Here is a 13,705-nt window from a genome sequence, read left to right on the forward strand (position 1 = left end):
CTTCCCGGTCTAGCTTGCTGCGGCGCACAAAGGGGACGGGACATGGACTACGACATGCTGGTCATCGGCAGCGGCCCTTCGGGGCGCCGCGCCGCGGTGCAATCGGCCAAGCTTGGCAAGTCGGTGCTGGTGGTCGACAGGGGCCGGCGCCTTGGCGGCGTCTCGGTGCATACCGGAACCATCCCGTCGAAGACGCTGCGCGAGACGGTGCTCAACCTCTCGGGCTGGCGCGAACGCGGCTTCTACGGACGCGGCTACCGGGTCAAGCAGGACATTTCGATCTCGGATCTGGTCGACCGGCTGCACAAGACGCTCGATCATGAGGTCGAGGTGCTGCAGCACCAGTTCATGCGCAACACGGTGAAGAGCGCGCGCGCCGCGGCGAAGTTCCTCACGCCGAACAAGGTCAGCCTGACCGCCGATAATGGCGACTACAGCGAAGTCGGATTCGCCAACGCGCTGATCGCCGTCGGCACCAGGCCGCACCGCCCGGCCGACGTGCCCTTCGACAAGAAGCGCGTCTTCGACAGCGACGAGATGCTGGAGCTCCATCATCTGCCGCGCACGCTGACGGTGATCGGCGCCGGCGTCATCGGCGTCGAATACGCCACCATCTTTTCCGCCCTCGACGTGCCGGTGACACTGGTCGAGCCGCGCAACACCATCCTCGATTTCATCGATCGCGAGATCGTCGACGACTTCATCCACCAGATGCGCGACCGCGGCATGACCATCCGCCTCGGCAGCACGGTGAAGGAGATCGCCTCGAAGCCCGACCATGCCGAGGTGACGCTGGCCGACGGCCGCACCATCCGCTCCGAGATGGTGCTCTACGCCGCCGGCCGCACCGGCAATGTCGCCAGCCTCGGCCTCGACACGGTCGGCATCGAGGCCGACGCCCGCGGCCGCATCAAGGTCGATCCGCATACCTTCCAGACCAGCGTGCCGAACATCTACGCGTCCGGCGACGTTATCGGCTTCCCGAGCCTGGCTTCGACGTCGATGGAGCAGGGGCGGGTGGCGGCTTGCCACGCCTTCGGGGTCCACCTGCCGCCGCCGCCGGAGAGCTTTCCTTATGGCATCTACGCCGTGCCGGAGATTTCGACGGTCGGCCTGTCGGAAGAGCAGGTGCGCGACAGCGGCGCAGCCTACGAGGTCGGCCTGGCGCGCTTCCGCGAGACCTCGCGCGGCCACATCATGGGGGTGAGCAGCGGTTTCCTGAAGCTGTTGTTCTCGGTCGAGACGCGCCGCCTGCTCGGCGCCCACATCGTCGGCGAGGGCGCCACCGAGCTCATCCATATCGGCCAAGCCGTGATCAATCTCGGTGGCACGGTCGACTTCTTCGTCAACAACACCTTCAACTACCCGACGCTGGCCGAGGCCTACAAGATCGCCGGCCTGGACGCCTGGAACCGGATGGGACATGGGTGAGGGGATCGGGCGAGGCCGGTCGAGCAGCCCCTCAACACGTGTCTGGACGATGTTCCTATAACATGCCGCGATGGTCTCGATCGTTGATGGCCGCACCGGGCCCCACCTGGCCCAGTCAGGCGACCGCGACAGGCGCTGCCAGCCACTGCCGCAGGATCGCGGCGTCCGCATCGCCAAACTCGTGGCCCGAGGCGACGATGCGCGCGTCGACCTCGGCTTGGCGTTCGCTGAACAGTGTCACCAGGGCAGAGGCGAAAGGGCCATAGGTCTGGTCGGCCGCCCCGGCAATGATCAACACGCGGCTGCCGCCGAGGTTGGCCATCGGCGAGATGTCGAGCACCGGCATCGCCCTCAACAGCGCTGCCTGTCTGACAATGCCGGGATGGAGCAGCATCAGGCTGGAGACGACATTGGCGCCGTTCGAATAGCCAAGGAAGGTCGCGCGTTGCAGGTCGAGCCGCTGCACCTCCGCGACCTCCGTCACGAACTGGGCATAGGCGGCCGTCTCGGCATGGATGGAGACCTGCTCGAAACTGGTCGGCGTGATTCGCTCGAACCAGCGAAATCCGTCCTCCTGTGGAATGCGGCCGCGCGCCGCGACGATCACCGAACGCGGCGCGATCTGCCTTGCCAGCGGCAGCATCGTCGTCTCGTCGACACCTGACCCGTGCAGCACGAACAGGCACTCGCCGCTTGCGTTCGCCGGCCTCAGCAGACGGTAAGGAAAGGCGAGGTCCCGGCGCAGGATACTGTTTTTATCGCTATATTCGGAAGCGCTCATATCGATTTGATTCCATGAGAGATTCGTTGATTTGCCGGCTTCAAAACGGAATATTTTCGCGCTCCGCGAAAGTTGATTGAACCAGGCGCAATTCGGGCCGTTTTTCCGCCGATACACTCCCCCGTGGGAGGAATCGAAGCGGTGCGCCCCGGGGGTCGCATTTGCTGGCTATGAACAACCAGCTTTGAGGCCTTTTGTCGATGACCACCCCTGTTCCCAACGACCGCGATAAGCGTGTCGGAGAGCGCGATACGCGCATCAATGATCGTGACACACGTATCAACGATCGTGACACGCGTATCGACGTGCTGCGCGCGCTCGCGCTGCTCACCATTTTCGTCGACCATGTGCCTGGCACCGTCTTCGAGAACTGGACCTATAAGAATTTCGGCTTTTCCGACGCGGCGGAAGCCTTCGTGCTGATTTCCGGCATCTCGGTGGCGCTGGCTTACGGCACAAAGTTCAAGCCGGGCGGCCGGTTGCTCGCGACCTTGAAGATGTGGCGGCGCGCCGGGGTGCTCTACATCTCCCACATCGTCATCACGATGGTGGTGATCGCGCTGTTTAGCGCCGCCGCGCTGTTCGCGCACCGGCCGGAAATGCTGGCGATGATCAACATAGAACCCTTGATGCGCAACACGCCGCAGGCGCTGCTCGGCATCGTCACGCTCGGCCACCAGCTCGGCTACAACAACATCTTGCCGGTCTATGCGGCGCTGCTTCTGGCGGCGCCTGCGTTCGTCCTGTTCGTCAGCTATCGGCCCGTGCCGGCGCTGATCGTGTCCGGCCTGCTGTGGCTCGTCGCTGGCATTTGGCAGATCGCGCCGCCGAACTATCCGGAGCCCGGCCTCTGGTTTCTCAACCCGCTGTCCTGGCAGTTCCTGTTCAACATCGGCCTTGCCGCCATGCTGCATGTGAAGCGCGGCGGGCGCATCCCGGTCAATCCGTGGCTGCTGGGTGCCGCCGGCATCTATGTGGTCGGCGCGGCGATCTGGGTGCACACTCCGCTCTGGGGTCAGATCACCTGGTTCAACCTGCCGGTGGTGATCGGCGGCTTCGACAAGACCTTCCTGTCGCTGCCGCGGCTCTTGCACATTCTTGCGGTCAGCTATCTGATCGTCGCGCTGCCGACGGTCTCCAACCTCTTCCGCGTCCGGCCCGACAATCCGCTCGCGATCCTGGGCAAGCGCTCGCTGCCGGTTTTCATCGCCGGCACGCTGCTTGCCATGGCGGCGCAGGTGCTGAAGCTGATCAACCCGGGCGGCCCGGCCTACGACACGCTGCTGATCGCGGCAGGCATCGCCATGCAGCTCGCGCTCGCGCTCTACCTCGAATGGCTTGCCAGCCTCGGCCCATCCCGCGCCAAGCCGGTGCGCGAGGAGCCTGCGCGTGCGACATTCGGCGTGCAGCCGCTGCCGGCGCGGGCGGGCGGCTACTAGCCGCAGGGCGAGGAAATGCCTGCGATCTATCCGAATTGCCTGAGCCCGCTCAGGCTTTCGGTGCCGGCCCGGTCGAACCTCTGACGACGAATTCGACGCCCATCGTCTCGCGCCGCACCGCGCCATCATGGTCGAGAATCATGCGCGCGGCGCGGCGGCCGATCTCGGTGATCGGCTGGGCGATGGTGGTCAGTGGCGGCGTGGACAGCGCGCCGTCCGGCACACCGTCGAAACCGACAATGGAGACATCGCAGGGAACGTTGAGGCCGCGTGCTCTCAACCAGTCGATGGCGATCAGGGCCATGCGGTCCGACATCGCCAGGATGGCGGTCGGCGGTTCGCCGCTGGCGAAGATCGCCTCGAGGCCGGCCCTGGTGCTTTTTTCCTCGTTCTCGGTCTCATAGACCGGGATCTTCGCCGTATCGATGCCGAAGCGGGACAGTTCCTCGAAATAGCCCGCAAGGCGATCCCGCGTTCCGGTGTAGACCGCGCTGCGCACCACCTCCGGCGTTACGAAGCCGGTGCGATTGTCGGCAAAGCCCAGCGACAGGACGGCGAAACGGCGATGGCCAAGCTCGGCGAGATGACGCGCGGCGAGCCTGGCGCCGGCGACATTGTCGACGCCGATGGCCGACACGGTGTCGTCCTGGAAGCCGAGCTCAAGCGCGACGAAGGGCAACCTGCGCTCGCGCGTCAGGTCGACAAGCCGCGAGCCGCCTTCGATGCAGAACAGCACAAAGCCGTCGACGAGCGCACTCTGAATGTTCCAGGCGAGCTTTTCCTGGTTGGCGGCCGAGACCAGCGCGATGCCGGCGCCGGTGGCGTCGCAGGCTTCGGAAATGCCGGCCATCATCACTCGGGCGAACGGATCGTCGAAGAAGTAGGAGAGCGGCTCGGTCGTGGCGACGCCGATGGCGTTGACCTTGCCGGCGCGTAGCAGGCGGCCTTTCGGGTCCGGACCGGCATAACCCATCTGCTCCGCCACCGCCTTGACCCGCTCGCGCACTTCGGCGCGCACGATCTCGGGGCGGCTGAAAACATTCGAGGCCGTGCCATGCGAGACGCCGGCGGCCTTGGCGATGTCGGCCAGCCTGATCGGTCTTGCCTGGCCTTCGAGGACTGATGCCATGTCGTTCCTCCGAATCCGGTCACGGGAAGAACATGACCGCTGAATTGCTGCTGGTCATCTAACATTTTTGTTGGATCGATTCAAATCCTGCTTGACTTCGCGTGATTGAGGCCTATGATTTGAATCGATCCAAGTCCGCTCGCTTTTTGACGGAGCGGTTTCAACAGGAGGGTGCCATGCATCCGGTGAGTTACTTGTTCGAGGACATCTACGGCAACGACTGGGGCATCGCCTCGGCGGCCATTAGCCAGAAGCGGCGCGGCAGAGTGGGTCCCTGGCGCCGCGAACTGCGCTTCCTCGTGGAGCGCAAGCGCGGCTGAACCGTGGCCATTTTTCGTGTCCACGCATTGGATCGATTCAACTTGAGAGGAGAAGCAGTCATGCATCCGATTGGTCATCTTTTTCAGGATATCTACCGCAACTATTGGGGCATCACGCGCGGAACCGAGCAGCCCGAGCGGCGCCGCGCCAACGACCTGCCTGCGCGCAAGCGCAAGCGGCGCGCGAGTTAAAAACGCTCGCCGGAAATACCTACGGCCGAGGACGCCACAGCGCCGAGACGGCGATCGCTACCCAGCCGGCGATCAAAAGTGTACCGCCAATCGGCGCCGACATCGGGAACAGCCGCGAGCCGAGAAAGTCGCGGGCGAGCAGATCGCCGCAGAACAGAAGCAGGCCCGCGAGCAGGACGAGGCTGGCGATTCTGAGGCAGCGATTGCCGCCGGCAAGGCCGATGGCAAGGAACGCCGGCGCATGCATCAGCAGGAAATTGGCCGCCGTGCCGGTGAAGGCGCCGCCGCGATGCGCCGCCGTCGCCGACAGCACTACGCCGGCCGCGCCGACGAGGCCGGCTGCCAGCACGAGGATGCGGCTCCCGCCATCTGATGCCTGCCCGGCAATGCTCATCATGGATCTCCATGCTGCGGTTGAGGTGGAGGCGCCGGTTTAGGATTCGCCAGCTTTGAGCAGCATATGCCGCGCCCGGCGCGATTGGACAATCCAGTTGTAGGCAGCACCCAGCGCCATCAGCACCGCTGTGCCCAGAAACACCGAGCGCATACCGAAATGCCCGCCGACGAAGCCGCCGGACAGCGGCCCCGCGACCTGGCCGACATATTGCGCCGAAATCGCCAGGCCAAGCACATTGCCGCCGATCCCGTCAGGGATGTTGTGGCGGATCACGCTAGTGATGCAAGGCAACAGTCCGCCCAGCGCCAGGCCCATCAGGAAGCGCAGGCCGATCAATTGCCAGCCATTGGTGACGTAGGCTTGCGGAATGAGCAGCAATGCCGAGACGGCAAGGGCACCGACCACCACGTTCCAGTGACCGACGCGGTCGGCGAGTTTCCCCAGCCAGGACGAGGACAGGATGGTACCCAGCGCCGCCGCGGACATGACGACGCCTGCGACCATGGTCACCTTGCTCTGGTCCTCGATGAGTTGCTGCACATAGACGGTGATGATCGGCTCGATCGACATGGTGGCGAAGGCGAGCAGCATGCCGGTGGCCAGCATGGCGACGATCGGCCGCTTGTCGGGGATCTGCGACCAGCCGCTTTTCGGCTTCGTCGTCGAGGCGGGCTTGGGCGCCGGCGGGTTCTCCTTGATCAGGAAAGTCGTCGCCAGGAAGGCCAGGAAAATGACGGCGCCGGACAGCAGGAAGGTCGCGCGGATGCCGATCAGCGACGGCAGCAGGCCGCCCAGCAGCGGTCCGACCAGCGAGCCCGCCGTGATGCCCGCCGCCAGCACGCCCAGCGCCCAGCCGGAGCGCTCCTTGGGCGTCTGCATCGCCACCAGGATCGTCGAACCCGATGAATAACCGCCGGCAAAACCGATCAGCAATCGAAGCAGCACCAGCTGCCAGACGCTCTCAACCATGCCGGTCAACGACATGCAGATCGCCATGCCGAACGAAGCGCGTACCAGCATCAGCTTGCGGCCGTAGCGGTCGCCAAGCCGTCCCCACAAAGGCGCGACCAGCGCGGCCGCGAAGAAGGTCGCGCCATAGGCGATGCCCGACCACTGCACGATCGCCACGTGGCCTTCGGCGCCGAGCTGCTCGACGTATAGCGGCAGAAACGGAAGAAGCAGCGTCATGGCGACAAGCGTGCTGAACGAGCCGGCGAAGCAGACGGCGAGATTGCGTCGCCAATGGATATTGAAGCCGCTCTGTTCGGGTTCCTTGGGCGTCATGTCATGCGTGCCAATGCTGGGGTTGTTGCGGATACCAATTTGGGATACCAAGCTGGTATCCGTCATGGACCTGACACTCGCTGCTGTCAATGCGAGCGCCGTCAACGCGGCTTGGAAAACGGGACGACAAATGTCGCAGATGCAAAATGTCGAAAGACAGCTTCGCGAGATGATCCTCGGTTTGGAGATCGGCCCGGGCGAGCGGCTGACCGAGCGCTGGATCGAGAGCCGCTTCGGCGCGTCGCGCACGCCGGTGCGGGCCGCATTGCTGCGCCTGGAGACGGAAGGGCTGATCGGCCGCGACGGCCGCGGCTGGACGGTGGCGCCAATCAACCTTGCCGAACTCGGGCAGATCGCCGTCTACCGCGAGGCGGTCGAAGTCGCGGCGGTTCGCCTCACGGCGGCGCTCGAAGACCGTGGCGGCATCGACGTGATCGCGGCGATGCTCGATTCCTGCGATGCTGAGACGCCGCGCGAGGAGTGGCATCGCGTCGGCCTGGATTTCCACATCGAACTGGCAAGGCTTTCCGGCAACGAGTTTCTGCTCAGGGCAGTGCGCGACGCGATGACCAGGCTGTCGCGTGCGCGCTGGCTGGAGGTGCGCGATGAGAAGGCGCTCGGCCGTGCTTGGGCCGAACATCATGCCATCCTCGCCGCCGTCAGGAGCGCCGATGCCGATGAAGCGGCGCGGCTGCTTTCCGCTCACATCGCCGGCAGCCGAGATCGGCTGGTCACCTCATTGCATGACGACCGGCGCGGTTTGCGCGCACGCGGGTTTGCCGTGGTCGCGGCTTGAGGGAAAGCGTCGACACAACGCCGGTTGCATTAGCGGGCTTGCAACATGGCCGGGAGAATGCTGTAGGAGACGAGGGGAACTTGCTGAACTCGCGGACGTATGGCCACACTCTCTCGAACCGCCGCAAAGCTGTTCTATTACGCGCGCAATTTCGCGCGCGACCGCGCACCGCAGTCCCTGTTTCGCGACCGCCTCGCCAGCCGGCTTGAACAGGCCATGCTTTCGGGCAAGACGGTTCGCGAGCGGCTGAACTACTACAACAAGCTGGAACACCCGTTCGTGCCCAGTCCGGACGCCGTAGCCGTCGGCAAGCTGCCGTCCTCTTCCAGCATGTATTATTACGACCTCAAGGAATTCGCGCGCTATTTCGATCCCGGCCTGCTGATCGATTTCGAATTCGGCGACGTTGTCGGGGTTCCGGAGTTCCCGAGGATCGTCAAGGACCGGCCCATCGGCGACGACAATGCGAACGGCGTGCTGATGAAGCTGAACAAGTTCCGTCACTTCTACATGCCGCCCGACAACCTGTCTTTCGCCGCCAAGCGTCCGATGGTGGTCTGGCGCGGTCATCTCAACAATCCGATTCGCACCCGCTTCGTCGAAAAAGCCGCCGACCTGCCGATTTGCGATGCGGGTTCCCACAGGGCCGATGCGCCGGACGGATACCGCAAGCCGTTCCTGAACATCGAGCAGCAGCGACAGTATCGCTACATCGTCTCGCTCGAAGGCAATGATGTCGCGACGAACCTGAAATGGATCATGAGCTCCAATTCACTCTGCCTCATGCCGGAACCGACCTACGAAACCTGGTTCGCCGAAGCCCAGGTCGAGCCCAACGTCCACTATGTGCCCCTGCAGCCGGATTTCTCCGACTTGGTCGACAAGGTGGCCTATTTCGAAAAACATCCCGACGAGGCGGGACGGATAACCGCCGCCGCCAATGCCTATTGCCGCAGATTCGGCAATGAGCAGGACGAGCAGGCGATCTCGCTGCTCGTCCTTTATAAATATTTCGTGCTGAGCGGACAGGTAAAGCCCGACGCGGAAGTCTGGCGCTTTATCGCCGGCTGAGCGTTTTAAGCGTGAGAGCGGTCGAGCACCTCGTCGGCCGGCCCGAAACGATCCCTGGCCGTGAACTGCTGGTGCCAGTAGGGATAAAGCACCGGCGGCCGGCTGACGACGTCGAGACGCTGCCGTTCGTCCTCGGTGAGCGACAGGCTTGCCGCGGCGAGGTTGTCCTTGAGCTGCGCCTCGTTGCGCGCGCCGATCACCAGCGAGCTGACGGCCGGTCGGCCGAGCAGCCAGGCAAGCGCCACCTGCGCGCCCGAAACGCCGCGTGCCTTGCCGATGAAGTTGAGCACGTCGACAATGCGCCACAGGCGATCCTCATCGCGGATCGGCGGTTCCGTCCAGCCGCCGATCTGGCGCGCGGTCGGGCTGTCGCGATGGTATTTGCCGGAGAGCAGCCCGCCGGCCAGCGGGCTCCAGACCAGCACGCCGAGGCCCTGGTCGACCGAGATCGGCAGCAATTCGTATTCGGCCTCGCGCGCTTCCAGCGTGTAGTGGATCTGCTGAGTGATGAAACGGGCCTGATGGCGGCTGTCGCTGACGGCAAGAGCCTTCATTACCTGCCAGCCCGACCAGTTGGAGCAGCCGACATAGCGGATCTTGCCCTGATTGACCAAGGTGTCGAGCGCCGCGACCGTCTCCTCGACCGGGGTGAGCCCATCCCATTGGTGGACGAAATAGACGTCGATGACGTCGGTCCTGAGCCGCTTCAGGCTCTTTTCGCACTCGCGGATCAGATGATGGCGCGACAGGCCTTCGTCATTGGGGCCGGTGCCGATACGCATGCGCGCCTTCGAGGCGATCAGCACATCGTTCTTGCGCTTGCCGCCAAGCGCCTCGCCGATGATCTCTTCCGACAACCCGTTGGAATAGACGTTTGCGGTGTCGATGAGGTTGATGCCGGCATCGATGCAGGTGTCGATGATGCGTTTGGCTTCCGAAAGATCCGAATTGCCGACGGCGGCGAACGGACCGGTGCCGCCGAAGGTCATGGTGCCAAGCGTCAATGTCGAGACTTTCAAGCCGGATCGGCCGAGCGTGCGGTATTCCATGTCGGTCCTCGCAATTTGTTTTGAAGAAGCGCCGTGGCGAGCGCCGGAAAGAGCGAGGGATTTGTAGGACAATTCCCGCCGCTTGTCGCCCCGCTATCGATACGGGGTCGATCACATATCTTCCATATCGATGCAGCTGCCGGGCGATTGCAATAAAACCGTCATTGCGCCTCTGTATCTCAGTCGGCTTACGGAGTGTCCGGCCGGGGCTTCCGAAGCGGTGATGGCTGACAGGCAGACGGAGCAGCGCGATGAATGAACTGATACCGAATTCCGGGGCCAAGGACTGGCTGGAGGCCGAGCTCGAGGATACGCTCGACGAGGACTATGAGCTGGAGCTGTCCGAGCCGGCGCTCTCGCTCGAGATCGCCAAGATCTACAAGAAGTCGCATCCGCCCTCCATCGAGCGCATGACCTATTTTCGCGAGCTGCTCAGGCTGCAGTCGGAGCTGATCAAGCTGCAGTCCTGGGTCGCCTACCACAAGAAGAAGCTGGTGGTGGTCTTCGAAGGCCGCGATTCCGCCGGCAAGGGCGGCGTCATCAAGCGCATCACGCAGCGGCTCAATCCGCGCATCGCCCGTGTCGTGGCATTGCCGGCGCCGACCGAGCGCGAGAAGTCGCAATGGTATTTCCAGCGCTACGTGCCGCATCTGCCCGCGGGCGGCGAGATCGTGCTGTTCGACCGCTCCTGGTACAATCGCTCCGGCGTCGAGCGGGTGATGGGCTTTGCCAATGGGGACCAAGTCGAGGAGTTCTTCCGCGACGTGCCCGAATTCGAGCGCATGCTGGTCCGTTCCGGAATCACCCTGGTGAAATACTGGTTCTCGATCACCGACGAGGAGCAGCAGATGCGCTTCCTGATGCGCATCCACGATCCGATGAAGCAGTGGAAGCTCTCGCCCATGGACCTGCAGTCGCGTGTGCGCTGGGAGCAATACACCAAGGCCAAGGAAGAGACCTTCGCCCGCACCAACATTCCGGAAGCGCCCTGGTTCATCGTCGAGGGCAACGACAAGAAGCGGGCTCGGCTGAACTGCATCGACCATCTGTTGCAGCAGATGCCCTATGAGGAGGTTCCGCACGAGGAAATCACGCTGCCGGAGCGCGTCTTCAACCCAGAATATGAGCGCCAGGTCCTGCCGCGCGAACTCTACGTGCCGGAGAAGTATTGAGCGCCCTCCTTCTCCCCTTGTGGGAGAAGGTGGATCGGCGCGCAGCGCCGAGACGGATGAGGGGTGTTGGAAGAAATGAGGCGGTGACGATTTCCAGCTCGTCGCCAAGCTGGAGCACCCCTCATCCGACCTCGCTTCGCGAGGCCACCTTCTCCCATAAGGGGAGAAGGAGAAGCTTGGCCTACGCCCGCCCGATCATCACATGCGTGGCATCCGCCGTGGCAACTTGTTGCGTGCATTGATACCCCAGCCTCAGCATGTCGAGCCCGGCGAACAGATGCTCGCCCGAGCCGAGCAGGACAGGCGAGATGGCCAGATGCATCTCGTCGATCAAGCTCTCCTGCAGGTATTGCCGAACGATCGAGACGCCGCCGCCGACCCGCACATCCTTGCCGCCGGCCGCTGCCTTTGCCTGTTCGAGCGCCGAATGGATGCCGTCAGTAACGAAGTAAAAAGTCGTACCACCTTCCATCTCGATCGGTGCGCGTTTGTAGTGCGTCAGCACGAAAGTCGGTACATGATAGGGCGGGTTGTCGCCCCACCAGCCTTTCCATTTGTCGTCCGGCCATTCGCCGCGGCTCGGCGCGAACATGTTGCGACCGAGGATCCACGCGCCGATATTCTCGAAGCTGCGGACCGCAAAATCGTTGTCGGTATCCGTGGTCCCGCTATCTTTGCCGATCATCTGGTGGAAAGAGCGGGTCTTGATCATCCATTTGTGCAGATTTTCGCCACCGACGCCCAGCGGCGTGTCGAGGCTTTGGTCGGGACCGGCGCCGTAACCGTCGAGCGACAAGGTGAAAGCGTTGACACGCAACTTGGACATGGCTGCCTCCTAAACCAGTTGTAATTCGAAATCAGTCTTTGGGATAGCTTAACTGATTGCGTATTGCAAGCAGTTTATTCCAGCGGGCTGACGACTTTCAGATGGGCCATCCTGCCGACCCGGTTGTTCCTCGAGGCGATCTGTGACAGCGTTTCTCCGGTCAGGGTAACGTTATGCCTGCGCGATGACCGCTCGACCCCAGGATCAGAAGTTTGCCATACGGGTGCTCACACCGCAGTTGTGGCCCGCGCTCGAGGACCTGTTCGGCGAAAAGGGCGCGGCGGCGGGATGCTGGTGCATGTACTGGCGCATCGGCGCCGGCTACCGCAAGCAACCGGCTGATCGCAACCGGTCGGCGTTCAAGACGGTGATGCAAAGAGGACCGCCGCCAGGTTTGCTTGCGTTCGAAAGGGAAAAGGCCGTCGGCTGGTGTCAGATAACGCCGCGCAGTGCCTTGCCGCATCTGGGCAGGGTCTGGCGGCTGAGGGCTGGCGACGATGTGCCGGTATGGTCGCTGTCTTGTCTCTATATCCGCATCGGCTATCGCAGGCGGGGGATCGCCACCGCATTGATCGAAGGTGCGGTGGCGCTTGCGTTCAAGAGCGGCGCGCCAGCCGTGGAGGCCTATCCGATAGACGCGGAGCTGTCGCCCAGTGCGTCAAGCACCGGCTATGTCTCGACCTTCGAGCGCATGGGTTTCGTCCGCGTGCCGTCTCAAACGAGGGAACGGCCAATCCTGCGGCTTACCCGCACGAAAACGGAGCGGGCGTTCGAGGCTAGCCCCTCAGCATCTCCGCCACCACCGGCGCGAAATAGGTGAGCACGCCGTCACAGCCCGCCCGCTTCAGCGCAAGCAGCGATTCCAGCATCGCCTTTTCGCCGTCGATCCAGCCATTGGCGGCCGCTGCTTTGATCATCGAATATTCGCCCGACACCTGATAGGCGAAGGTCGGCATCCGCAGTTCGTCCTTCAGCCGGCGGATGATGTCGAGATAAGGCAGGCCGGGCTTGACCATCAGCATGTCGGCGCCCTCGGCGAGGTCCTGCTCGGCCTCGCGCACGGCCTCGTCGGAATTGGCATGGTCGATATAGTAGGTCTTCTTGTCGCCCTTGAGCAGGCCGGCCGTGCCGACCGCCTCGCGATAGGGTCCGTAGAAGGCCGAGGCGAACTTCGTCGCGTAGGACATGATCGCCACGTCCTGGAAGCCGTTGGCGTCGAGCGCGTCTCGGATGGCGCCGATGCGGCCGTCCATCATGTCGGACGGAGCGATGATATCGGCGCCCGAGGCGGCCTGAATGACGGCAGCCGCGGCGACCTGCTCCACCGTCTCGTCATTGACGATGATGCCGTCGCGCAGGATGCCGTCATGGCCGTGGCTGGTGAACGGGTCGAGCGCGGCATCGGTGATGATGCCGATCTCCGGCACCGCGTCCTTGATGGCGCGCGTGGCGCGGTTGATGACATTGTCGGGGTCGAGGATGTGCGATCCGGTCTGGTCGCGCAGCGCAAGCTCGACATTGGGGAAGGTGGCGATGGCCGGGATGCCCAGCTTGGCCGCGCGCTCGGCTTCCTTCACCGCGAGGTCGATGGACAGGCGATAGACGTCCGGCATCGCGGCGATCGGCTCGCGCGTGTTCTTGCCGTCGATGACGAAGATCGGCCAGATCAGGTCGTCCACCGAAAGCTGGTTCTCCTGCACCAGCCGTCGCGACCAATCGGCCTTGCGCATGCGCCGCAGCCGCCGGCTGCCGGTGATCTCGTCGACGCTGCGCGCGCCGGCGGGCTTTGCGGGAGTGAATTTGTTCATCGCCGAAACT

General features: G+C 63.7%; 15 protein-coding genes. 8 read left to right on the plus strand and 7 right to left on the minus strand.

What is annotated here, in order from left to right; translation table 11 throughout:
• Window positions 1-42 precede the first annotated feature (42 nt).
• Complete coding sequence (gene sthA / locus LB520_RS23780) at window positions 43-1,431, plus strand: Si-specific NAD(P)(+) transhydrogenase (RefSeq protein WP_224639591.1); 1,389 nt, start codon at window positions 43-45, stop codon at window positions 1,429-1,431.
• Window positions 1,432-1,546: 115 nt separating this feature from the next.
• On the opposite strand, the gene LB520_RS23785 is transcribed toward sthA, so the two are convergent.
• Window positions 1,547-2,212 carry an alpha/beta hydrolase gene (locus LB520_RS23785; RefSeq protein ID WP_224546765.1) on the minus strand — a complete coding sequence of 222 codons (666 nt, stop codon included), beginning with the start codon at window positions 2,210-2,212 and terminating at the stop codon, window positions 1,547-1,549.
• A gap of 200 nt (window positions 2,213-2,412) precedes the next feature.
• Here LB520_RS23785 and LB520_RS23790 point away from each other — a divergent pair, with 200 nt between their 5' ends.
• Complete coding sequence (locus LB520_RS23790) at window positions 2,413-3,651, plus strand: OpgC family protein (protein ID WP_224639592.1); 1,239 nt, start codon at window positions 2,413-2,415, stop codon at window positions 3,649-3,651.
• Between the two features lie 49 nt (window positions 3,652-3,700).
• Here LB520_RS23790 and LB520_RS23795 read toward each other — a convergent pair whose 3' ends face one another.
• On the minus strand, window positions 3,701-4,780 hold the full coding sequence (locus tag LB520_RS23795) for a LacI family DNA-binding transcriptional regulator (protein WP_224639593.1): 1,080 nt from the start codon (window positions 4,778-4,780) through the stop codon (window positions 3,701-3,703).
• 176 nt (window positions 4,781-4,956) lie between these two features.
• Here LB520_RS23795 and LB520_RS23800 point away from each other — a divergent pair, with 176 nt between their 5' ends.
• Complete coding sequence (locus LB520_RS23800; RefSeq protein ID WP_224546778.1) at window positions 4,957-5,100, plus strand: hypothetical protein; 144 nt, start codon at window positions 4,957-4,959, stop codon at window positions 5,098-5,100.
• A gap of 60 nt (window positions 5,101-5,160) precedes the next feature.
• Window positions 5,161-5,292, plus strand: coding sequence for a hypothetical protein (locus LB520_RS29195; RefSeq protein ID WP_095767702.1), 132 nt, complete (start codon window positions 5,161-5,163; stop codon window positions 5,290-5,292).
• A gap of 19 nt (window positions 5,293-5,311) precedes the next feature.
• Here LB520_RS29195 and LB520_RS23805 read toward each other — a convergent pair whose 3' ends face one another.
• Window positions 5,312-5,686 (minus strand): DUF423 domain-containing protein, encoded by a 375-nt coding sequence (locus LB520_RS23805; protein ID WP_224639594.1) that lies wholly within the window; start codon window positions 5,684-5,686, stop codon window positions 5,312-5,314.
• 39 nt (window positions 5,687-5,725) lie between these two features.
• The gene (locus LB520_RS23810) at window positions 5,726-6,973 is read right to left on the minus strand and encodes an MFS transporter (RefSeq protein ID WP_224639650.1); all 1,248 of its coding nucleotides are present in this window, start codon (window positions 6,971-6,973) and stop codon (window positions 5,726-5,728) included.
• A 130-nt stretch (window positions 6,974-7,103) separates the two neighbouring features.
• Here LB520_RS23810 and LB520_RS23815 point away from each other — a divergent pair, with 130 nt between their 5' ends.
• Both LB520_RS23815 and LB520_RS23820 read left to right on the plus strand, forming a co-directional pair.
• Window positions 7,104-7,769, plus strand: a complete 666-nt coding sequence (locus LB520_RS23815) for a GntR family transcriptional regulator (RefSeq protein ID WP_140842662.1) — start codon at window positions 7,104-7,106, stop codon at window positions 7,767-7,769.
• A 99-nt stretch (window positions 7,770-7,868) separates the two neighbouring features.
• Window positions 7,869-8,840 (plus strand): glycosyl transferase family 90, encoded by a 972-nt coding sequence (locus LB520_RS23820; protein ID WP_224639595.1) that lies wholly within the window; start codon window positions 7,869-7,871, stop codon window positions 8,838-8,840.
• 5 nt (window positions 8,841-8,845) lie between these two features.
• Here LB520_RS23820 and LB520_RS23825 read toward each other — a convergent pair whose 3' ends face one another.
• Complete coding sequence (locus tag LB520_RS23825) at window positions 8,846-9,889, minus strand: aldo/keto reductase (RefSeq protein ID WP_224639596.1); 1,044 nt, start codon at window positions 9,887-9,889, stop codon at window positions 8,846-8,848.
• Between the two features lie 251 nt (window positions 9,890-10,140).
• Here LB520_RS23825 and ppk2 point away from each other — a divergent pair, with 251 nt between their 5' ends.
• Window positions 10,141-11,061, plus strand: coding sequence for a polyphosphate kinase 2 (ppk2, locus tag LB520_RS23830; RefSeq protein WP_224608472.1), 921 nt, complete (start codon window positions 10,141-10,143; stop codon window positions 11,059-11,061).
• A gap of 181 nt (window positions 11,062-11,242) precedes the next feature.
• Here the strand turns inward: ppk2 and LB520_RS23835 are convergent, their stop codons facing one another.
• A complete protein-coding gene (locus LB520_RS23835; protein WP_224639597.1) occupies window positions 11,243-11,887 on the minus strand; it encodes a dihydrofolate reductase family protein in 645 nt (214 codons plus the stop codon).
• Between the two features lie 184 nt (window positions 11,888-12,071).
• Here LB520_RS23835 and LB520_RS23840 point away from each other — a divergent pair, with 184 nt between their 5' ends.
• Window positions 12,072-12,707, plus strand: coding sequence for a GNAT family N-acetyltransferase (locus LB520_RS23840; RefSeq protein ID WP_224639598.1), 636 nt, complete (start codon window positions 12,072-12,074; stop codon window positions 12,705-12,707).
• On the opposite strand, the gene hemB is transcribed toward LB520_RS23840, so the two are convergent.
• Window positions 12,664-13,695: a porphobilinogen synthase gene (gene hemB / locus LB520_RS23845; protein WP_224639599.1), complete on the minus strand. Its 1,032-nt coding sequence runs from the start codon at window positions 13,693-13,695 to the stop codon at window positions 12,664-12,666. The genes LB520_RS23840 and hemB overlap by 44 nt on opposite strands.
• Between the last annotated feature and the right edge of the window lie 10 nt (window positions 13,696-13,705).

This window comes from Mesorhizobium sp. CA12 (genome assembly GCF_020165255.1).
Lineage (GTDB): Bacteria > Pseudomonadota > Alphaproteobacteria > Rhizobiales > Rhizobiaceae > Mesorhizobium.

Excerpts from the sequence above, each read along its gene's own strand:
- sthA (WP_224639591.1), top strand. The coding sequence starts at position 43 with ATGGACTACGACATGCTGGTCATCGGCAGCGGCCCTTCGGGGCGCCGC.
- LB520_RS23785 (WP_224546765.1), bottom strand. The coding sequence starts at position 2,212 with ATGAGCGCTTCCGAATATAGCGATAAAAACAGTATCCTGCGCCGGGAC.
- LB520_RS23790 (WP_224639592.1), top strand. The coding sequence starts at position 2,413 with ATGACCACCCCTGTTCCCAACGACCGCGATAAGCGTGTCGGAGAGCGC.
- LB520_RS23795 (WP_224639593.1), bottom strand. The coding sequence starts at position 4,780 with ATGGCATCAGTCCTCGAAGGCCAGGCAAGACCGATCAGGCTGGCCGAC.
- LB520_RS23800 (WP_224546778.1), top strand. The coding sequence starts at position 4,957 with ATGCATCCGGTGAGTTACTTGTTCGAGGACATCTACGGCAACGACTGG.
- LB520_RS29195 (WP_095767702.1), top strand. The coding sequence starts at position 5,161 with ATGCATCCGATTGGTCATCTTTTTCAGGATATCTACCGCAACTATTGG.
- LB520_RS23805 (WP_224639594.1), bottom strand. The coding sequence starts at position 5,686 with ATGAGCATTGCCGGGCAGGCATCAGATGGCGGGAGCCGCATCCTCGTG.
- LB520_RS23810 (WP_224639650.1), bottom strand. The coding sequence starts at position 6,973 with ATGACGCCCAAGGAACCCGAACAGAGCGGCTTCAATATCCATTGGCGA.
- LB520_RS23815 (WP_140842662.1), top strand. The coding sequence starts at position 7,104 with ATGTCGCAGATGCAAAATGTCGAAAGACAGCTTCGCGAGATGATCCTC.
- LB520_RS23820 (WP_224639595.1), top strand. The coding sequence starts at position 7,869 with ATGGCCACACTCTCTCGAACCGCCGCAAAGCTGTTCTATTACGCGCGC.
- LB520_RS23825 (WP_224639596.1), bottom strand. The coding sequence starts at position 9,889 with ATGGAATACCGCACGCTCGGCCGATCCGGCTTGAAAGTCTCGACATTG.
- ppk2 (WP_224608472.1), top strand. The coding sequence starts at position 10,141 with ATGAATGAACTGATACCGAATTCCGGGGCCAAGGACTGGCTGGAGGCC.
- LB520_RS23835 (WP_224639597.1), bottom strand. The coding sequence starts at position 11,887 with ATGTCCAAGTTGCGTGTCAACGCTTTCACCTTGTCGCTCGACGGTTAC.
- LB520_RS23840 (WP_224639598.1), top strand. The coding sequence starts at position 12,072 with ATGACCGCTCGACCCCAGGATCAGAAGTTTGCCATACGGGTGCTCACA.
- hemB (WP_224639599.1), bottom strand. The coding sequence starts at position 13,695 with ATGAACAAATTCACTCCCGCAAAGCCCGCCGGCGCGCGCAGCGTCGAC.